The following is a 20,201-nucleotide window of genomic DNA, read 5'->3' as shown; positions in this document are numbered from 1 at the left end:
GACGGCGCTAGGCCGCTAGCGCTCTCGCTTCAACACGAGGTATAGCGCGCCCTCGCCACCATGTCGGCGGTGCGCCTTGCGTATGGCAGCGATGGAACTTCCGTGTCGTCCGGCAGCAAGCCAGTCGAGCACCTTGGCCCTTATTGCTCCGCGAGAGACGCCGCGGTCGGCGGCCTCGACCGGACGATGCTTTCCGGCAATGAGAAGGATGACCCGAGCGTTCATTGCGCGCGCCTGCGCGATCCCATCGTCGAGGCGGTGATAGGCTGCATCGAGGCCATGGCCGTGCAGATCGAGCGTGAAGTCCGGTTCCAACCCGCCCGCCTTGATGCGCCTCTCCCAATGCGAGTCCAAACCCGGCGCACCGGATGTTGAAGAGTGCGATGATGAGGGTGTCGGTTTGCCTTCCGGTCTCTGGCGTGGCCGAGGGCGCTTCGCGGTAGGCTGCGGCTTGGGCGCATTCTCGCTTCGCTGCTGCGCGCCGCTTTGACCAGCTTTCGGTTCGGCCTTCCGTCCGGGCAGCGGCGTGACCGTTGCGGCCAGCCGGTTCCAGCTTTCCGCCTCCTGCGGCGTCAATCCGCGCGGAGCCTTGCCCGATTGGCTCATTGCTTCTGCAGGGCAGCCAGGCTTCCCTTGGGTAACAGGATCAGCGCACGACCGCGAGCGCTCATCCCGCCAGCAATCACTCGCGCATCCTCGCCCGCGCCCCAGAAGGTATCGAAGCGATTGGCTCCCTTGATCGCGCCCCCGGTATCCTGCGCGATCCACAACCCGTTAGCGATGGGCCGGTCGAGTTCGAGCCACACCGGCGCGCCATAGGGCACGAAGCGCGGATCGACCGCGACGCTGCTTTCCCGGCGCACCGGCACTCCGATGGAGCCGAGCGGTCCGTCACCGGTCAGTTCGCGGAAGAACACCCAGCTCTTGTTGAGTCGCATCAGTTCGCGCCCTTCCTCTGGGTAGTCGCGGAGATATTGCTGGATGCCCTGCAGGCTTCCCGGATATTGTCCGGGACCGTCGCCGATGAGGCCGCGTTCGCGCATGATCGCGCCGATCGCGACATATTCGCGTCCGTTCTGCCCGGCATAGCCAATCCGCATAACGTCACCGTCTGGCAGGATCAGGCGACCCGAACCCTGTATCTGGAGAAAGAAGACTTCGATGGGGTCGGCTGCCCATGCAATTTCGAGACCGCGTCCGGAAAGCGCGCCGCTCTCAATTTCCGCGCGGTCGTAATAGGCGACGAAGCGGCCGTCTTCGTCATATCGGCCGAGCGGTTCGCGTCCCGTTCGCTCGCTTTGCGGAAGATCGTCGTACCACGCACGCTTCAGGTCCGAGGGCTGCGCATAGATGGGCACCTCGTAACCCGGGCGGCGTGTTCGGCTACCGCGAATTTCCGGCTCGAAATAGCCCGTGGCGAAGGCCGTCCCGCCCGATACGCGCACCGTTTCGAAATATTGTGCGAAGAAGCGTGGTGCGTCGTTCGTCGGCCAGCTACGCGCCGCATTGCAGGCTGGCTGCCATGCAGCCGCGCTTGTCAGACCGCTCGCGTCCGTGCGGCGGGAGAATGTCGGACAGCTCTCGTTGAAAGAGCGCAAGGCAGCAGCCGCATCGGCCTGCGTCATGCCAAGGTCCTCGACGGGAGGACCATATTCCAGCCGCGCCTCTCGTGCTGTTGCAACGGGCGCGGGTGCGGGCGCGGGAGTGAGTACCGGTGCCGGGGCGGGCGTTGGCGCAGGTGCTGCAACGGGCGGTGTCGGTTGCGGAGCGGGCGCGCCGGTCTCGGGCACGAGCCGGACGCAGCCAGCCAGCATGAACGATGTCGCCAGCACGGCGATCGTCGGTTTGGTGAATTTCATCGGATCAATTGCGACTCTTGAAGTTCTGCAAGCCGCTATAATCGCAGGTCCTGGTCTTCCCAAGCGCAAATAAGCGCCGCGAAGCGGATCGGCTCAGTCCTCGTCCGTCTCGTCCAGCTTCCAGTTGGGATCGGACGAATCGATGCGCCGCATGAACGTCCACAGATCGCGGCTTTCGATGGCATCGTCGAGCGAACCCGCGATCACATTACCTTCCTTGTCGCGCGTGAGAGCAGCGATATCGGCTACGAACAACACGGTTACGCGAGCGGTCCGTCCATCCAGTTCCGCGCTTTTGATCGTCGCTTCCTCGATCCGGATCAGCTTGTTCGACAGCGTCTCGCCGGCTTCGCTGCGCGCGTCGATGGCGGAAGCAAACCCTTCGTAAACATCCTCGTCGCACAATTCCTTCAGGGTCGCCTTGTCACCTTCCCAGAACGCCTCGAGGATCATGCCGTATGCGCTCTTCGCGCCCTCGACGAAGCCGATAATGTCGAAGGATTGGTCGGCGGCAGCGATTTCGCGTACGCCGCGTTCGACCGCCGGGGGTGCGCCGCGAACCTGCGGCGGAATGCTTGTAGCGGTCACCGCAGGACGCATCTGCGCCGGGGTCTGTTCCGGCGTGTCCTTGCGCTCCTCGAACCGGCGCGGCACGATCTCTTCCTCGTGATCAGCACGCCGTCCGAGCACCGAATAAAGGCGCATTCCGAGAAAAGCGGCGATCATGGCAAGAATGACGATTTCGAAAATCACGTGATAGCACCCGTGGGTTGTTCATTGAGGCGGCATCGCAGCCGCCAGTTATATGCCCTTCGTGCCTTAAATAGGACTGAATTACAATTCGGCAATGTCCCCGCTTGTTCCGATGCTGGTCTAGTTCTCGCCTGCGGATGTATCGCTATGAAACGGGAAGTTGAGCTATGTTACGGCTGGCCGCAGCGAGGAAAAGGCGGATTGCGATGCCCCCTCGCCAATGCTAGGCGCGCAGCCAATCACAACATTTGCGAAAATTCGCGACAGGAAAGCAGGATTCGATGGCCGACGAAAACGACGTATTGACCGACCTCAATCAGGGCGAGGCCGCTCCAAATGGCGCCGATCGGCAGCCGAGTGCCGGCATCATCTCGCAATACGTCAAGGACCTTTCGGTCGAGAATCCCAACGCGCCGTCATGCTATCAGTGGCAGGACAATCCGCAGGTCGACGTTCAGTTCAACATTGCCGCCAACCAGGTGAACGAGGAAGTTCACGAGGTCGAACTGAAGGTCAACGTGACCGCCAAGGGCGAGAAGGGCCAGTTCTATCTGGTCGAGCTGGCCTATGCCGGGCTCATCGGACTGCGCAACATTCCGGAAGAACAGGCGCACGCGTTCCTGTTTGCCGAGGCCCCGCGCCTTCTGTTTCCGTTCCTGCGCCGCATCGTCGCCGAAGCCGTGCAGGACGCGGGCTTCCCCGCGTTGCAGCTTGATCCCGTCGACTTCAACGGTCTGTATGTTCAGCAGCTTCAGGCCAAGCGCCAGCAGGAAGCAGCCGCCGGCGGCGGCGACACACCGCCGACCGGACAAGCCTGACCCCTTTTCCGACAAGGCCCGGCATCATGTTCGCGATGCGTCCTGACGCCAGGAGGCGTCGCTTGTGAGCCTGCTCAAGAATGTCGGCACGATTGGCGGGCTGACGATGGTCAGCCGCGTCGCCGGCATGGCGCGCGAGATGATATTCAGTCGCGTGCTTGGCGCCAATGCGGTGACCGACGCGTGGTTTCAGGCGTTCATCATTCCCAATGTCTTTCGCCGGCTGTTCGCGGAGGGAGCGTTCTCCGCTGCCTTCGTGCCCATGTTCTCCAAGCGGCTGCATGGCGAAGGCGGGCTCGACGATGCGCGAAGCTTCTCGAACGATGTGCTGAGCGTGTTCCTGCCGGTCCTCATCGTTTTGTGCGCGATCATGATGATTTTCATGCCGTGGGTCATCTTCGCTCTGGGCGATGAAGGAAGTGACCCGGCGACCTTCGCGATGGAAGTCGATTTCGCCCGGATCATGTTTCCCTATATCGTGCTGGTCAGTCTCGTCACGCTGTTCACCGGGATGCTCAATTCGGTCAGCCGGTTCGCGCCTGGGGCAAGCTTTCCCATCATCCTCAATTTCGTGCTGATCGCAGCCCTTCTCTTCGGAGAATACGCCATGAGCGAAATGGGCTGGTCAGTCATGCAGGTAGGCTACAGTCAGGCCTGGGCGGTGACGATCGGCGGCGTGGTTCAGCTCGCATGGGTCTATTACTGGACGCGCGTCGAGGGTTTCCGCCCAAAGCTGCTCTGGCCGCGCATCACGCCCGAAGTGAAGCGCCTGTCGATCATTGCCCTTCCGGCAGCGATCGGCGGTGGAGCCTACCAGATCAATACGCTCGTGCAGCTTTATTTTCTCAACCAGCTCGACAGCGGATCGATCAGCTACATGAACTATGCCGACCGGCTGAACCAGCTGCCCCTCGGCATTATCGGGATTGCCCTGTCGACCGCGATCCTGCCCACCTTGTCGCGTTTCGTCGGCGCGAAGAACAAGGAAGGTACGGACCGCGTCCAGTCCGACGCCATCGAACTGTCCATGCTGCTGACGATTCCGGCGGCCGTAGCGCTTGCAGTATGCGCGGTTCCCTTCGTCACCATGCTGTTCCAGGGCGGGCGTTTCAGCGTCGAACAGGCGGCACTAACCGGCAACGTCCTTGCCGCCCTTGTGCTCGGCCTGCCGGCCTATGTTCTGGTAAAAGTGCTCGTTCCCAATTTCTATGCCCGCTCGGATACCCGCACCCCGGTCTATGCGGCCTTCATCTCGCTCGTCGTATTCGTCGTCATGAACTTCATCCTGATCGACAGGTTCGGCGTCGTCGGCGTGGCGTTCGCCAGCGTCGTCGGGGCCTGGATCAACGTCGCGTACCTCTATGTCGTTCTCGTCAAACGCGGCTACTACGCCATTCCGCTGGTCCTCGTAGGAAGGATCGCGCGGCAACTCGTGGCCGCCGCCGCCATGGGCGTCGCCTTGTGGTTCGCCCGCGATTTGCTAACGGGCTATTTCTCTGCCGGCCTGTTCGCCCGGCTCTTTGCGTTGATCGTCCTCGTGATCTGCGCAGCCGTCGTCTATTTCGGCGTTGCCTTCGCGGTCGGAGCCATCGACAAGGAGCGCATAGCCGCGCTAACCAGAAAGAAAGCTGCCTAAGTCGTCATGACCACCGAAATGAGAGTCGTCTCGGGTATCCAGCCTACCGGCAAGCCGCATCTCGGCAATTATCTCGGCGCTATCCGCAACTACGTTAAGATGCAGGACGAGGCTGCGGCGCAGGGCGGGCAATGCCTTTATTTCCTCGCCGATCTGCATGCCATCTCGATGCCGCACGATCCTGTCGAACTGCGCGCTTCGACATTGGAGATGGCTGCCTCGTTGCTTGCGTGCGGGGTCGATCCCGAGCGCGCGATACTGTTCAACCAGACGCAGGTGCCCGCCCACGCAGAACTGCAATGGCTGCTCAACGGCACGGCCCGAATGGGCTGGCTGAACCGGATGACGCAGTGGAAGGACAAGGCCGGAAAGAACCGCGAAGGGGCGAGTGTCGCCCTCTTCGCATATCCCGTTCTGCAGGCTGCCGATGTGCTCCTTTATCAGGCGACGCACGTTCCGGTAGGCGACGATCAGAAGCAGCATCTGGAACTGGCGCGCGATATCGCGCAGAAGTTCAACTCGGATTTCGCAAGCGAAGAAGCACCGGTCTTTACCCTGCCAGAACCCTTCATCCCGCCGCAGGCTGCCCGCCTCATGAGCTTGCGGGACGGCACGGCCAAGATGAGCAAGTCGGACGTTTCCGACATGAGCCGCATCAATCTCTCCGACAACGCGGACACGGTCATGAAAAAGGTCAGAAAGGCCAAGACCGACCCCGAACCGCTGCCTTCGGAATTAAGTGGGCTCGACGACCGGCCGGAGGCGCGGAACCTCGTCGCGATATATGCTGCCGTCGCGGAGATGACCGGAGAAGCGGTCCTCCAAGAATATGCCGGACAAGGTTTCGGCACGTTCAAGCCCGCATTGGGCGAGTTGCTGGTCGAGAAGCTGCGTCCGATTTCGGAGCGGTTCAATCGCCTGATGCAGGACGAGACCGCCATCGAAGCCGTTCTGGCCGAAGGTGCGGCGAAGGCGCGCTCCTTGGCTCGGCCCACGCTGGACCGCGCATACGAGGCTCTCGGCTTGCTGCGCTAACCCCCTCTTTCGGCAACGAAATCCCGTGTCGGGCGTTCGATCTCGCGTCAGGCACATTCAAACCGCGTTCATCGCCTGCCGTATATAACACACGGGTTAACTGGCAGTCTTCGCGTCCCGGCAACAGGGGACAAGCGATCCGGGTGCCAAAAGAGGACTTGAGAACATGAACACCCTATCGAACAATCGGGGGCGCATCTTAAAACTGGCAAGCGCGCCCATACTCCTTGCGAGCATCGCGGCCTGTGCGACACCGTTCAAGGCCGACGTCTCCCGCTTCCAGGCGCAATTGCCGGCCCCGCAGGGCGAGACCTTCGCCGTAATCGCAGACGATCCGGAACTGGCCGGAGGTCTGGAATTCGCGCGATATGCCGACTTTGTGGAAGCGGAGATGGAACGTCTCGGCTATACGCAAGCTTCGCCGGAAAACGCGTCGCTGCTGGTGCGCTTCGACTATGGCGTCGATAACGGGCGCGAGCAGATCCGCAGCACCGGCTTTAACAGCCCGTTCTACGATCCCTGGTACGGTTACGGTCGGTACAGCCGCTTCTATCGCAGCCGGTTCTACGGACCGTCGGCCTACGCCTTCGGGTTCTATGATCCGTTCTTCGATACCGGTCCCGAGATCCGCAGCGTGACGGTCTATTCGAGCGGTATCGATCTCAAGATCGACCGTGCTTCGGATGGCGAACGGCTGTTCGAGGGCAAGGCGCAGGCGCTGTCGCGTTCCAACCGCTTGCAGGCGCTGGTGCCGAACCTCGTCGAGGCGATGTTCACCGATTTCCCCGGCAATTCGGGCGAAACCGTCCGCATCTCGGTTCGCGACGATGCACCCAACAAGGTGCGCCCGATTGACTGAGCAATCTCGTCAAAATGCAAAATATAGAGGCGGGGCGGCGATGCTCCGCCTCTTTTGCATTCAAGGGCTTATCGCAAAAAAAGGCAGCAAGCTGCCAATCCTTGCCGCCGCGTAAACCTCGAATTTACCGAATAGCTTAGCATTCGGTGCGCAAACTCGGTGCGTTACACAATGGCACCGAGGACCGGCTTATGTGCACCGAACCGCTGCTCAAGGACATCGCGCGATGACCGGGGGCACCATGATGCACAGCGCATCGTCGGCTGTGGTGGAAACCACCGAGCCGGGCCAGCACCCTTCCCAGGAACTGGTCCGGACCGCCCCCTCCGCCAAGCCACCGTTCGACAAATCGGCAGCGGCGAGCCTGCTCGCCCTGTCGGTCGCCGCCTGCGGCGGTTCCTCCGACAGCACTTCGGGATCGGGCGGTTCCGATACGCTCGCGGTCAGGAAGCCGCAATCGGACGGCGAAGCGGCCCGCTTCCTCATGCGCGCTTCTTTTGCCGTAGGCAGCGGCGCCATCGAAGCGCTGAAGGACGAAGGTTACGAGCGCTGGCTCGACACGCAGATGCGCGCCGCCAACGATACGAGCGCCCGCCAGTATTTCGCGGCGCACGGCTTCGACAAGGTGGATGCGGATAAGCATTACAACAGCCCGCGAACGGGTGACTGGATGATCTGGTCGCAGCTGCTCGTGGGCGGCAATTCGGTCCGCAAGCGGATCGCCCTCGCCTTGTCCGAATTCTTCGTGGTTTCGTTGAGTTCCGTCGAGATGACATGGCGCTCGCCCGCGATCGGCGAGTATTGGGATATCCTCAATCGTCACGCCTTCGGCAGCTTCCGCGACCTCATCGAGGACATCACGCTCAACCCTGCGATGGGCGTCTTCCTCAACACCAGAGGCAATCGGAAGGCCGATCCCCGCACGGGCCGGGTGCCGGACGAGAATTACGGCCGCGAAATCATGCAGCTTTTCTCCATCGGCCTCTACGAGCTCAATCAGGACGGCAGCCGCAAGCTGGCGAACGGCGCACCGATCGAGACTTACGGCAATGACGATGTCACCGGCATCGCAAAGGTCTTCACCGGGTTCGATTTCGATTACCATGGGATCGGCTACACCACGGAAGTAGGCGGAACGCGGCAGATACCGGACGCCGATTATACGCGACGGGCGATGACCGCCGATCCTTCGCGCTGGCAGCGGCCCCGCAGCGACGGGTTTCACGCCGACCAGGAAAAGCAGTTTCTAGGCCTGACCATTCCCGCGGGTACCGGGCCACAGGACAGTCTCAGGATGGCGCTCGACCACCTCGTTTCCCATCCCAATGTCGCGCCCTTCTTCGCAAGCCAGATGATTCAGCGGCTCGTGACCAGCAACCCCTCGCCCGCCTATGTCGAGCGGGTTGCGGATGTCTTCACGGACAATGGCAAGGGCGTTCGCGGCGATCTCGCCGCGGTATCCAAGGCGATCCTGCTGGACGAGGAAGCGCTCGACCCGGCCAATGCGACGAATGCGAGCTTCGGCAGGTTGCGCGAGCCGATGCTGCGCTTCGTTCAACTCGCCCGTACTTTCGGCGCGCGATCGAACAGCCGCGAATGGCGGATCGGCGACCTGTCGGATGCGGGTCGCCTGCTTGGCCAGTCGCCGCTGCGCTCGCCATCGGTCTTCAACTTCTTCCGGCCCGGCTATTTTCCGACCAATACCCAGCTCGCCCAGCAAGGCTTGCTCGCCCCGGAATTCCAGCTCGTCAACGAAACCTCCGTTGCGGGCTACGTCAACTTTCTCGAGCGGGTCGTCGAGGGAGAGCGTTATCCGATCGAGGACATCACCCTCGACTACTCGGCGGAAGCGCAGATCGCGCACGACGCTGCGGCGCTTGTCGCCCGCCTCGACCTCCTGCTGACCGGCAACCAGCTCTCGCAGGAGACGCGCGCGACGATCGCCGGAGCCGTCGACAGCGTGACGATCGCGACAGCCAGCGAAGGCGACGACCGCCTGCGCCGCGTACGGATCGCGGTTCTGCTGACCTTCGCTTCTTCCGACTATCTCATCCAGAAATAGGACGCGCCACAATGTTCATCGGTAATGCTCACGAACTCAGCCGCCGCGCCTTCCTTCGCCGGTCGGGCCAGCTTGCCGCAATGGGTGCGGCATCGACCTATGCAATGGGGCTTGCAGGTATCGGGGAAGCCGCCGCCTTCACGACGGACAATGATTACAAGGCGCTGGTTTGCGTGTTCCTGTATGGTGGCAACGATCACGGCAACACGCTCATCCCCTACGATACGGCGAACTATGCACGCTATGCCGCCATCAGGGGCGGGGTTGCCCTGCCGCGAGAGAGCCTTGCGGCGACCGCTCTCGCAACGCCCGACGGCCAGACACTGACGGACGACATCGCATACGCGCTCGCGCCGACCATGCCCCGCCTGAAGGCGCGGTTCGACGAAGAAGCTCTGGCACCGCTGCTCAATGTCGGTCCGCTGGTCGCACCGCTTACCCGTGCCGAGTTCGACAGCAACAGCGCGCCGCGACCGGCGAAGCTGTTCTCGCATAACGACCAGCAATCGACGTGGCAGAGTTCCGAACCGGAAGGCTCGCCCAGCGGCTGGGGCGGCAGGATGGGCGACCTTGCCCTCTCGTCCAACGACAATGCCATGTTCACGGCCATCAACGCGACCGGCAACGCTGTTTTCCTGAGTGGGCAGCGCGCCGTCCCCTATCAGGTATCCTCGCGCGGAGCGACCTTGTTCGAGCCGCTACGCAGGGGCAATCTCTACCGCTCGACGACTGCGGCCAGCGCTCTCGATACGATCCTGCGCGCGGGTGGCAGCAGCTACATGGCGAACGACTATGCGCATATGAATGCGCGGTCGATCGAATACGGCCAGTTCGTGAACGACGCTCTCGCCAAGGCTTCTTTCGCAACCGATTTCGGTTCGGGCAACAGGCTGGCGGAGCAGCTTCAAACCGTTGCGTCGCTGATTGCCGCGCGGCAGTCGCTCGGCGTCAAGCGACAGGTCTTCATGGTCTCCATGGGCGGTTTCGACAGCCATGACGGATTGATCGGAAAGCACGAAGCGCTGCTTGGGCAACTCGATTTCGCGCTGGACGCTTTCTATCGCGCGACGTTGGAACTGGACGTAGCACCAAGCGTGACGACCTTCACCGCATCCGATTTCGGGCGCACGCTGGCCTCGAACGGCGACGGGTCGGATCACGGCTGGGGCAGTTTTCACTTCGTCCTGGGCGGCGCGGTCCGTGGAGGACGCTTCTATGGCCGCGCGCCGCACGTCTCGGTCGATGCGGACGATCAGGTCGGGCGCGGACGGCTTTTGCCCACGACGTCCGTTGACGAGTATTCGGCGACCTTCGCCCGATGGTTCGGCGTTTCTTCCTCAGAATTGCCTTCCGTCGTGCCGAATATCGGGCGCTTCGCGACGAGCGATCTCGGCTTCATGGGATAGGCTGCCACGGCGAAGCCGCTGGCAATTGCCGGAGATGCAACCTCAAACGAGGCGGGCGTGCCCTCCGGTCGAGCCGAAACCTCGCGCGCCGCGCTCCGTCTCGCTCAATTCCGCTACCTCGTGCCATTCCGCCTGCACGACAGGCGCCAGGACGAGCTGCGCGATCCGGTCGCCGCGCTCGATGCGGAAGGGTTCGTCGCCCAGATTGACGAGGATGATCTTCAATTCGCCGCGATAATCGGAATCGATCGTGCCCGGAGTGTTGGGAACGGTGATGCCGTGCTTCAGCGCCAGGCCGGAGCGGGGCCGCACCTGTATCTCGTAGCCTTCGGGGATTGCCAGCGCGAAGCCGGTCGCGACTGCGTGCCGCCCTCCGGGGCGCAAACTTAATCCCTCTGCCGAAACCACGTCCATGCCTGCTGCACCGTCTGTCGCATAGGCCGGCATGGCAAGCCCGCCTCCATGCGGCAGGCGCTTGATCTCGACCGGAACGCCGCCCTTAATCATCGTCGTCGAGGGCCGCCGCGAGTGCTTCCGCCGCACGCCCGACGAGTTCGCGGGCGACGTCCTCCTTGGGCATCCGGTCGAAACTTTCGACTTCACCCGAGGTGACGATGTGGATCTGGTTGTCGTTGCCGCCCATTACGTCGCCCGACACGTCGTTCGCCACGATCCAGTCCGCGCCCTTGCGCTTGCGCTTCGCGGTGGCGTTCTCGACGACCTTCTCCGTCTCGGCGGCGAAGCCTATGAGGAGCTTGGGCCGCTGGCGCGATGCCGCGACCTGCGTCAGGATGTCGGGGTTCTCGGTAAGGATGAGGGCGGGCGGCGCGCTGCCCCGCTTCTTCATCTTCTGGTCGGAGCGGTCCTTCGTTCGCCAGTCGGCAACTGCGGCAACCATGAACGCAATGTCGGCCGGGAGCATCTGCTTGACCTTCGCGGCCATTTCCTCGGCAGATTCGACGTCGATCCGATCGACGCCGAGCGGGGTCGGCAGGGACACCGGACCCGAAATCAGCGTAACGCGGGCACCGGCGGCCGCGGCCATCGCCGCGATGGCGAAGCCCTGCCGTCCGGACGATCGGTTGGCGAGGTAGCGGACCGGGTCGATCGGCTCCCATGTCGGCCCAGCCGTGACGAGCACGTGGCGCCCGAACAGCGGGCGATGTTCCGGATCCTCGTCGAAGATCGGTTGTCCGGCCAGCGGATCGGCGGCGAGTTCGCCCGTCGGATCGAGTGCGACCTTGGCGCTCATCGTGTCGCGACCGCCACCGCTGAAGGCCATCGGCTGCGGTGCTGCCTGTCCGGTCCCCGTGATGACCGTATGATTGATCGCTTCGGGATCGGTCGGCGGGGCAGAGGACGCCGCCCCCTTCTTGGCAAGGATAGGTCCGCCCAGATCGGGTTCGGAAGCGACTTCGACGCTCTCGTCAGCCTCACCTGCGTCGCCATCCTCGTCGCCCGCCTCTTCGGCGAACTCGATTGCTTCGTCATCGGCGGGCGGCAGGGCAAAGTCGCGTTCGAACTCTGCCGGGTCGCGCTTGGGCGTGCTGCGCGGGATGATCGCCGACAGAAGCGAGCCGAGCCCGCCTCGCGGCTTGGGTTCCTCGTATTCTTCTTCGGGTTCGAGCGCTTCCGCTGCGAGGTCGTCGATGGTCGTAGCTGCCTCTTCGGCAATATCCTCGTCCTCATCGAACTCCGCTTCGTCGAACTCGTCTTCCTCGACGTCCTCTTCGACGATTGGCGCGGCACGCTGCGCGGCTTTGCGTGCGGGCGCAGGCTCGGGCAGACCCGGATCGACGCCGAGCTTCTCGGCAATCGCAGCCCAGATCGCTTCGGGATCGGGCAGCCGGCCCGGTCCGAACTCGCCGCACGCCATCGTACCCTCATCGGGGTCAAGGACGCTGACGCCGGCCTGCCTCAGCCATTCGACGTTACGCTGCGTCGCCTCGTGTTCCCACATCCGCACGTTCATGGCGGGCACGGCCAGGACGGGCTTGTCGGTCGCAAGGATCATGGTCGTCGCCAGATCGTCGGCGATCCCCGCGCTCATCTTCGCAAGCAGGTTCGCCGTCGCCGGGCACACGACCACCAGATCGGCTTCGCGGCTGAGCTGGATGTGACCCATCTCGGATTCGTTTTTAAGGTCCCAGAGCGAAGTGAAGACCTGGTTCTCGCTCAATGCGGCTAGCGCCATGGGCGTCACGAATTGCTGCCCGCCATCGGTCACGACGCAGGTAACGTCGCCACCGCCCTTGCGGATAAGGCGCACCAGTTCGCAGGACTTGTAGGCTGCGATCCCGCCGCCCACGACGAGAAGCACACGCGGCTCGCGCGTCTTCATGCTGCCGCCCTTGAGCGGCTTGGCATCGGCGAAATCGCTGAGCGACGAATGTGAACCCATAGTGCCATCAAGCGCCGATCTAGCGCCCCCCGATCGCTTATGCCAGCGCCCGGACCGCATTTACCCTGCATTTTCAGGATGAAATCAGCCCAAGGAGAAGGCGAAAAGATAGAAATGCGCTATGCTTCATTATCCTTGTTGGCGGGATAATGATCATGGTTAACAGCGCCTTAGCTATTGCGCGCCGCCATGCTTTGATTGCTGTAACGGCCTAAATATCAGGCGAAGATTCCCGCGATCCCGGCTGCCCAGCCGGCCAAGGCGCCCGCCAGGGCGACTGCGACGTAGCCCCAGGGGGCGTGCCTCTCGCGCGCCCTGCGATCCCACATCAGTTCGATTTCGGGAAGCGGCGGCGGTTCGGGCGCCCCGCCCTTTGGCGGAAACTTCTCTTCCAGACGGCGGACGAGACCCGGCAGTCGCAGAAGCGTCTCGGTATCCTCGCGTATCCGGTCGGCAAGCGCAGCTTCCGGCCCGAGTTCGCCCCTGATCCATTCCCGAACGAACGGGGCGGAAACGTCCCACATGTTTATGTCGGGATCGAGCTGGGTCGCTATCCCCTCGACCATCACCATGGTCTTTTGCAGCAGAAGCAAATGCGGCTGGGTCTGCATATCGAAGTCGCGCGTGATCGCAAACAAGCCGTCCAGCATCTGACCGACGCTCAGTTCCGAAACCGGCTTGCCGCGCATCGGTTCTCCGACTGCCCGCAAAGCCGTCGCGAATTCCTCGACCGAGTGATGAGCGGGGACGTATTGCGCCTCGAAATGTATTTCCGCAACGCGCCGATAATCGCCCGTCGTCAGGCCATAGAGGATCTCAGCCAGCCAGGCCCGCGCGCGCCGGTCTATCCGGCCCATGATACCGAAATCGATCGCGACAATCGTCCCGTCATCCTTCACGAATAAATTGCCTTGGTGCATGTCTGCGTGGAAGAAACCCGCGCTGATCGCCTGCGTCAGAAAGGCGAGCACCAACCGCCGCGCCAGGGCGGGCAGATCGTGGCCCTTCTCCCGCAAACCCTCAAGATTGCTGATCTTGACGCCATCGACCCATGCGACGGTCAGGACGCGGCCATTGGTGCGGTCCCAGTCAATCTCGGGAATGTCGTAGCCTTCGATCGCGACCATTGCCTCGGCAAGTTCGCTGGCGCTCGCCGCCTCGCGTCGCAGATCGAGTTCGCGGTTCGTCCAGCGCTTGAAGTTCGCGATGGTCAGCCGCGGGCGAAGGCGCTGTGCCTCGCCGCTCATCGCCTCCAGATGAGCCGCTGCCCATTCGTAGGTCGCGACATCCTTGACGAAGCGCTCCTTTATACCGGGCCGCAGCACCTTGACCGCGACTTCGCGCCCGTCGGTCGTCACCCCGCGATGCACCTGCGCGATAGAAGCGGCACCTACGGGAACAGGGTCGAGTTCGGCGAACAATGTGTCTAGCGGACGGTCGAAACTCGTTTCGATCGCTTGCCTTATGCCGTCAAAGGGCACGGGCGGCAGATTGTCCTGCAGGCTGAGGAGATTGTGCGCCGCCTCGTCGCCGACGAGGTCCGGGCGGGTCGCGAGCGACTGACCCAGCTTGATGGCCGCGGGCCCAATCGCGCGAAAGGCGCTGGCATAGTCGGGGTTCTTCGGCTGGAAGGTTCCGATCCGGGCAATGCGCGCAAGGCGCTTCACTGGCACGGGCGTATTCGGATCGCGCTCGATCCCGCGCAATGCACCGTGCCGAGCAAGCGTCCTGCCCCATTTCAGGAGCCGCCAGATATGCGTCGCAGGCCGGGTCACGCCGCTAGATCTTCCACCCCGAATGGATGGCAACAGCACCGCCGACGATCGCCTCGACTTTCGTGTTCGCAAAACCCGCCGCGCCGATCATTCGCTCGAATTGCGGCATCGTCGGAAAGCGGCGAATACTTTCTGCAAGATAGCGATAGCTTGCTTCGTCCTGTGCGATGAGTTGGCCCATCTTGGGCATTACCCTGTGCGAATACGCATCGTAGATCTGCTTGAAGCCGGGCCACGTCGTGGTCGAAAATTCGAGGCAGAAGAAACGGCCACCGGGCTTCAGGACGCGATGCGCCTCTGCCAGCGCCCGGTCGATATGCGTGACATTCCGGATGCCGAATGCGATCGTATAGGCATCGAAAGTATTGGCCGGAAAATTCAGATCTTCTGCATTCTGCCGCGACCAGACGAGATCGTCGATCCCCTGCTCCATGGCGCGTTCGATCCCAACATCGAGCATGTCCTGATTGATGTCCGCGACCGTCACCCGTGCGCCGCGCGCTGCCAGCCGGAAAGCGATGTCGCCCGTGCCGCCGGCCATGTCGAGAATATCCTCGCCCGACTGGGGTTTGACGCGTCGCACGAAGCGATCTTTCCAGAGCCGGTGCATTCCGCCCGACATCACGTCGTTCATGAGATCGTATTTCGCCGCCACCCGGCCGAACACTTCGCCCACCCGCTCGGTCTTTTCCTCGACCGGGATCTCCTCGTAGCCGAAGGACGTGGTGGGTCGGGCGTTGCTGCGGGTGGTATCGTTCATCTCGCGAGAAGCCTTAGGGACAATTGCAACCCGCGCAAAGAGGCTTACTTGGACGCCTATGCCCGAATTGCCGGAAGTCGAAACAACGGTGCGCGGACTGGCGCGGTTCCTCGAAGGGTCGCGGATCGACCGAGTGTCGGTCAATCGCCCCGATATGCGTCGGCCTTTCCCGCCGGAACTTTCGCAGATGCTAACGGGGGCGCGAGTGACCCACCTATCCCGGCGCGCCAAATACGGTCTCATCCATACCGATCGCGATCATGCGCTGGTGTTTCACCTCGGCATGAGCGGGCGCTGGCGGATCGATCCTGTAGAAGAGGACCGTCACGACCACCTCGTCCTGACCAGCGGCGGCCACGTCTTTGCATTGAACGATCCACGCCGCTTCGGCTCGGTCGATCTCGTCGCCGAACAGGCGCTCGGTAGCTGGCGCGGTTTTGCCAGCATGGGACCGGAGCCGCTCGGGGACGCGCTGACATGGGAGCACCTTCATGCATCCCTCAAAGGCAGGGCGCAGGCGATCAAGTTGCTCCTGCTCGATCAGCGGATCGTCGCGGGTCTCGGTAATATCTACGTGTGCGAAGCCCTGTTCCGGGCGGGCATCCATCCGCGCAAGGCCGGCGGCAAGGTGTCGCGCCCGGCCCTGCGGCGGCTCGTACCGGCCATTCGGGCGGTCCTCGAGCAATCGATCCGCGACGGCGGCTCGACCTTGCGCGATTTTGCGCAGCCCGACGGACAACTCGGCTATTTCGCGACGCGTTTCGAAGTGTACGGGCGCGAGGGTGAGCCCTGTCGTCGCTGCGACGGGGGTATCGTCCGGCGGATCGTTCAGGGCGGGCGCAGCACCTGGTTCTGTCCAAAGTGCCAGCGTTAGGCGAAGGTTGAAATCGACCCTGTCGCAGCTTATCATTGACGTTCGCGAGCGCGCTGGGTAAGGCGCGCGCTTTCCCGGCGAGTCATCGCCGCTAGAATCGCATCTATCATTTGACACACCGACGGGTTGCGCGACGAGCGCCCCTCGCAGAAGGACGAACATGGCCAATACGCCCCAGGCACGCAAGCGCATCCGCAGGAACGAAAAGCGTTCCGACATCAACACCGCACGCGTCAGCCGCATTCGCGGTTACGTGAAGAAGGTCGAAGCAGCGATCGAAGGTGGCGACAAGAAAGCTGCCGAGGAAGCGCTTAAGGTCGCCCAGCCCGAACTGGCTCGCGGCGTATCGCGCGGCGTGCTTCATAAGAACACCGCCTCGCGCAAGATGTCGCGCCTGTCGAAGCGGGTCGCTGCACTCTGATTCGGTGCTAGAGGCATCGCGCGGCGACGATTGCTCGCCGCGACTGTCTCGTTTCAGGTCAAATTTTGATGCTCAAGAGCCGGTGTGAAAGCGCCGGCTTTTTTGCGTTTACGATATGTACTCACCGCACCTGCGAGGGTCCGTCGAGGTCTGCATTTATGACGGTTGCGCGACTCCGCAGAACCTCGCGATTCGCATTTGTGAATCTCGTTAGATCGAGGGATTCCAAGGGCTTAGATGCATCTCTGCGGCTCTTCACGAGTCAACAACTATATTTCGGATTTTTGACAATTATCCCCTTGCCGTTGGCGCGCGCGGACACCTAGAAAGTGGCCGACGCCAAGTTCTGGGACGGCTGGCGTTAAACATTGATAAGGGCATTTCACGATGCCCTCGCAAATCGGTTTTCGGACCGTTTTTCGAGGAGTGCCGCGCTGTGTCCGAAATCAAGGGCGGGAGGAGGAATCGGTGGGGGCCGAACTCTTCTTGGGTCGGAATGGCAACAGCAAAGGGCCGGACAGGCACATGAAGAAACTGAGGGAAGATTATTCGATGGAAGATCTCGAGGCGGTAAACCTTGCGGCGGACTGGTCCGATATCAGTCAGGGTTTGCGAAAGGACCTCGGGCACCAGCTTCACAGCCAGTGGATCAAGCCGATCCAGGTCGGCGGTTTCTGCGAGGATACCGGAACGCTCGACCTTTACCTTCCGACCGAATTCAGCGCCAACTGGGTGCAGGATCGTTTCGCCGACCGACTTTCGCTCGCGTGGAAGATCGCTCGCAGCAATGTGCGCAACGTGCGCATCGGAGTTCATCCGGGACGCCGCCAGGTTGCCGATCTCAACCTCGCCGACAATGCGCTCGGCGGACGCCGCGCGGCCAATGACAGCGGCCATGGCGGCGTGATCGCCATCGCGAACGATGCGATGGGCAATGCCGGCTTCGTTTCCTCGGTCGGCCTCGACCCTTCGCTCACTTTCGGCGCCTTCGTCACCGGCGAAGCGAACATTCTGGCCTGCAACGCAGCGCAGCGCATGGCCGCGAGCGAGCAGCCGCAATTCTCGCCGCTTTACCTGAAGGCGGCAACGGGTCAGGGCAAGACGCACCTGCTCCACGCGATCGGTCATGCCTATCTTTCGAGCCACCCGCGCGCGCGCATTTTCTACTGCTCGGCAGAGCGTTTCATGGTCGAATTCGTCCAGGCGCTGAAGCAGAACCAGATGATCGAATTCAAGGCCCGGCTGAGAAGCTTCGATCTCCTGCTGGTGGACGACATCCAGTTCATCATCGGCAAGGCGTCCGCGCAGGAAGAGCTGTTGTACACGATCGATGCGCTGCTGGCCGAGGGCAAGCGCCTCGTCTTCGCCGCCGACCGCGCCCCGCAGGCACTCGACGGCGTCGAACCTCGCCTTTTGTCGCGCCTGTCCATGGGCCTTGTCGCCGACATGCAGGCAGCCGACATCGAACTGCGCCGCTCGATCCTTGAATCCAAGCTGACCCGCTTCGCGCCGCTCGAAGTGCCGGACGACGTGATCGACTTCCTCGCCCGCACGATCACGCGCAATGTGCGCGAACTCGTCGGCGGCCTGAACAAGCTCATCGCCTATGCGCAGCTGACGGGGCAGGAAGTCTCGTTGCAGCTGGCCGAGGAACAGCTGACGGATATTCTCTCGGCAAATCGTCGGCGCATCACGATCGACGAAATTCAGCGTACCGTCTGCCAGTTCTTCCGCATCGACCGCAGCGAAATGAGTTCGAAGCGGCGCGCCCGCGCAGTCGTCCGCCCCCGGCAGATCGCGATGTATCTGTCCAAGGTGCTGACGCCCCGCAGCTATCCGGAAATTGGACGCAAGTTCGGCGGGCGCGATCATTCGACCGTTATCCATGCTGTGCGGCTCATCGAGGATTTGCGCACGCGCGACGCGGACATGGACGGCGACGTTCGCAGCCTGCTGCGCCAGCTCGAAAACTGATCACCGCTCTGGCGGGAAGCCCGTTTTCCCGCTAGCCGGCTCAATCGATGAAGGAAGCCCGCCTCGAACGCTTCGCGCGTCACATCGTGCTGCCGGAAATTGGCGGAGCTGGCCAGGCGGCGCTCGCCAAGGCGTCGGTCGCATTGATCGGCGTGGGTGGGATCGGCAATCCGGCGCTGCAATATCTGGCGGCGGCGGGCATCGGTCGGTTGCTGCTGATCGATGACGACGAGGTCGATCTCAGCAATCTCCAGCGGCAGACCCTCTTCACCACCCGCGATGTCGGGCATGGCAAGGCGGTTATCGCGCGGCAATGGCTTGCGAATTTCGACAGCGAGATCGAGGCGGTGATCAGCGATCGCAGGATCGACTCGGCCAATGCGGCTTCGCTCATCGAGGGAGCCGATCTCGTTCTTGATGGAAGCGACAATTTCGCAACCCGCCTCGCTGTCTCCGACGCTTGCGTGACAAGCGAGATCCCGCTGGTTTCGGCCGCGGTCGGTCGCTTCCAGGGTCAGGTCGCAAGCTTCGTTGGACATCGTAGCGACCAGCCCTGCTACCGTTGCTTTGTCGGCGACGCATTCGATGCCGAGAATTGCGATACCTGCGCCGAAGACGGGATGCTCGGTGCCATGTCAGGCTGGGTCGGGACGTTCGCGACGATGGAGGCGATCCGCGTCCTGCTCGACGGAAAAAGCGCTTTCGGGCGGCCTCAATACGGCAAATTGCACCTGATGGACGGAATGAAGCCGGGTATGCGAACCCTCGCCATCGCGAAGGACCCGGCTTGCCGCGCTTGCGGGGGTAAGTCCTAAGACCCTCTTCAGCCCCGCAGCACCTCATCGACCCATTGGGGTACGAGTTCGCTGGCAGGCCCCAATCGCGTCTCGTCGAACAGATGTGAGCCCTGGCTCGGTTCGAGATTGAGTTCCAGCGTCCTTGCGCCTTGCGCGCGAGCCTCTTGCACGAAGCCTGCAGCGGGATATACCGCCCCGCTCGTCCCGATCGAAACGAACAGGTCGCTCTGCGAGAGCGCATCGTAGATTTCGTCCATCCGGTACGGCATCTCCCCGAACCAGACGATGTCCGGACGAAGGGCCTTGCTGCCACATTCGGGACAGGGCGGGTCGCCCGACAGGTGCTCGCTCCACCGTGCGCGCATGTCGCATGCCGAACACCATGCGCTCAGGAGCTCACCATGCATGTGCACGACGTTCGTAACGCCCGCGCGTTCGTGCAGGTCGTCGACATTCTGGGTGACGAGCAACAGCGAACGCCCGCTCGCCCCCGTCCACTCGTGCTCCAGCCGCGCGAGGGAGTGATGAGCCGGATTGGGTTCTTTCGTCTGCACGGCAGCGCGCCGCATGTCGTAGAACTTCTGAACGAGAACGGGGTCGCGGCGAAAGGCGTCAGGCGTTGCAACATCCTCGATGCGATGCTTTTCCCACAGGCCGTCTTCGGCTCGAAAGGTCTCTATCCCGCTTTCGGCAGAAATTCCCGCGCCGGTCAGGATCACGATGTTGCGGATATCGTCCATTCCCGCCAAATAGCGTGGCGACGGGGCGCTG

18 protein-coding genes are annotated in these 20,201 nt (G+C 62.6%); 10 read left to right on the top strand and 8 right to left on the bottom strand.

The window, feature by feature from the left end:
- Positions 1 to 15: 15 nt before the first annotated feature.
- From GRI38_RS10275 to GRI38_RS10265, 3 genes are all read right to left on the bottom strand, one after another.
- A complete protein-coding gene (locus GRI38_RS10275) occupies positions 16 to 606 on the bottom strand; it encodes a Smr/MutS family protein (protein WP_160683176.1) in 591 nt (196 codons plus the stop codon).
- Entirely contained in the window at positions 603 to 1,859 is a 1,257-nt protein-coding gene (mltA, locus tag GRI38_RS10270; RefSeq protein ID WP_160683173.1) for a murein transglycosylase A, read from the bottom strand. Before mltA ends, GRI38_RS10275 begins: the two co-directional genes overlap by 4 nt.
- Before the next feature lie 93 nt (positions 1,860 to 1,952).
- Entirely contained in the window at positions 1,953 to 2,612 is a 660-nt protein-coding gene (locus GRI38_RS10265; RefSeq protein WP_160683170.1) for a Tim44/TimA family putative adaptor protein, read from the bottom strand.
- Positions 2,613 to 2,893: 281 nt separating this feature from the next.
- Between GRI38_RS10265 and secB the strand changes: the two genes are divergently transcribed.
- The 6 genes from secB to GRI38_RS10235 all read left to right on the top strand — a co-directional run bounded on the left by secB (position 2,894) and on the right by GRI38_RS10235 (position 10,428).
- Complete coding sequence (secB, locus tag GRI38_RS10260; RefSeq protein WP_160683167.1) at positions 2,894 to 3,430, top strand: protein-export chaperone SecB; 537 nt, start codon at positions 2,894 to 2,896, stop codon at positions 3,428 to 3,430.
- Positions 3,431 to 3,494: 64 nt separating this feature from the next.
- Entirely contained in the window at positions 3,495 to 5,066 is a 1,572-nt protein-coding gene (gene murJ / locus GRI38_RS10255; RefSeq protein ID WP_160683165.1) for a murein biosynthesis integral membrane protein MurJ, read from the top strand.
- A gap of 18 nt (positions 5,067 to 5,084) precedes the next feature.
- Positions 5,085 to 6,101: a tryptophan--tRNA ligase gene (gene trpS / locus GRI38_RS10250; protein ID WP_160683412.1), complete on the top strand. Its 1,017-nt coding sequence runs from the start codon at positions 5,085 to 5,087 to the stop codon at positions 6,099 to 6,101.
- Between the two features lie 166 nt (positions 6,102 to 6,267).
- Positions 6,268 to 6,960 carry a DUF4136 domain-containing protein gene (locus GRI38_RS10245; RefSeq protein ID WP_160683162.1) on the top strand — a complete coding sequence of 231 codons (693 nt, stop codon included), beginning with the start codon at positions 6,268 to 6,270 and terminating at the stop codon, positions 6,958 to 6,960.
- A 226-nt stretch (positions 6,961 to 7,186) separates the two neighbouring features.
- Positions 7,187 to 9,022, top strand: a complete 1,836-nt coding sequence (locus GRI38_RS10240) for a DUF1800 domain-containing protein (RefSeq protein ID WP_160683160.1) — start codon at positions 7,187 to 7,189, stop codon at positions 9,020 to 9,022.
- Between the two features lie 11 nt (positions 9,023 to 9,033).
- Positions 9,034 to 10,428: a DUF1501 domain-containing protein gene (locus GRI38_RS10235; RefSeq protein ID WP_160683158.1), complete on the top strand. Its 1,395-nt coding sequence runs from the start codon at positions 9,034 to 9,036 to the stop codon at positions 10,426 to 10,428.
- A 42-nt stretch (positions 10,429 to 10,470) separates the two neighbouring features.
- On the opposite strand, the gene dut is transcribed toward GRI38_RS10235, so the two are convergent.
- The 4 genes from dut to ubiE form a co-directional block, all read right to left on the bottom strand.
- Entirely contained in the window at positions 10,471 to 10,935 is a 465-nt protein-coding gene (dut, locus tag GRI38_RS10230; RefSeq protein WP_160683156.1) for a dUTP diphosphatase, read from the bottom strand.
- The gene (locus tag GRI38_RS10225; RefSeq protein ID WP_419880269.1) at positions 10,928 to 12,829 is read right to left on the bottom strand and encodes a bifunctional phosphopantothenoylcysteine decarboxylase/phosphopantothenate synthase; all 1,902 of its coding nucleotides are present in this window, start codon (positions 12,827 to 12,829) and stop codon (positions 10,928 to 10,930) included. Before GRI38_RS10225 ends, dut begins: the two co-directional genes overlap by 8 nt.
- Positions 12,830 to 13,047: 218 nt before the next feature.
- Positions 13,048 to 14,604, bottom strand: a complete 1,557-nt coding sequence (gene ubiB, locus GRI38_RS10220) for a 2-polyprenylphenol 6-hydroxylase (RefSeq protein WP_160683154.1) — start codon at positions 14,602 to 14,604, stop codon at positions 13,048 to 13,050.
- A 4-nt stretch (positions 14,605 to 14,608) separates the two neighbouring features.
- On the bottom strand, positions 14,609 to 15,364 hold the full coding sequence (ubiE, locus tag GRI38_RS10215; RefSeq protein ID WP_160683152.1) for a bifunctional demethylmenaquinone methyltransferase/2-methoxy-6-polyprenyl-1,4-benzoquinol methylase UbiE: 756 nt from the start codon (positions 15,362 to 15,364) through the stop codon (positions 14,609 to 14,611).
- Between the two features lie 58 nt (positions 15,365 to 15,422).
- Here ubiE and mutM point away from each other — a divergent pair, with 58 nt between their 5' ends.
- The 4 genes from mutM (at position 15,423) to GRI38_RS10195 (ending at position 19,448) form a co-directional block, all read left to right on the top strand.
- A complete protein-coding gene (gene mutM, locus GRI38_RS10210; protein WP_160683150.1) occupies positions 15,423 to 16,238 on the top strand; it encodes a bifunctional DNA-formamidopyrimidine glycosylase/DNA-(apurinic or apyrimidinic site) lyase in 816 nt (271 codons plus the stop codon).
- A 160-nt stretch (positions 16,239 to 16,398) separates the two neighbouring features.
- Positions 16,399 to 16,659, top strand: a complete 261-nt coding sequence (gene rpsT, locus GRI38_RS10205) for a 30S ribosomal protein S20 (RefSeq protein ID WP_160683148.1) — start codon at positions 16,399 to 16,401, stop codon at positions 16,657 to 16,659.
- A gap of 525 nt (positions 16,660 to 17,184) precedes the next feature.
- The gene (dnaA, locus tag GRI38_RS10200) at positions 17,185 to 18,633 is read left to right on the top strand and encodes a chromosomal replication initiator protein DnaA (protein ID WP_160683146.1); all 1,449 of its coding nucleotides are present in this window, start codon (positions 17,185 to 17,187) and stop codon (positions 18,631 to 18,633) included.
- A 47-nt stretch (positions 18,634 to 18,680) separates the two neighbouring features.
- On the top strand, positions 18,681 to 19,448 hold the full coding sequence (locus GRI38_RS10195; RefSeq protein WP_160683144.1) for a HesA/MoeB/ThiF family protein: 768 nt from the start codon (positions 18,681 to 18,683) through the stop codon (positions 19,446 to 19,448).
- Between the two features lie 8 nt (positions 19,449 to 19,456).
- On the opposite strand, the gene GRI38_RS10190 is transcribed toward GRI38_RS10195, so the two are convergent.
- Entirely contained in the window at positions 19,457 to 20,170 is a 714-nt protein-coding gene (locus GRI38_RS10190) for an NAD-dependent deacylase (RefSeq protein WP_160683142.1), read from the bottom strand.
- Between the last annotated feature and the right edge of the window lie 31 nt (positions 20,171 to 20,201).

Source organism: Parapontixanthobacter aurantiacus (genome assembly GCF_009827635.1).
In the GTDB taxonomy this organism is placed as follows: Bacteria; Pseudomonadota; Alphaproteobacteria; order Sphingomonadales; family Sphingomonadaceae; genus Parapontixanthobacter; species Parapontixanthobacter aurantiacus.
The sequence above is the reverse complement of the archived record's forward strand: the minus strand, read 5'-3'. Positions and strand labels throughout refer to the sequence as shown.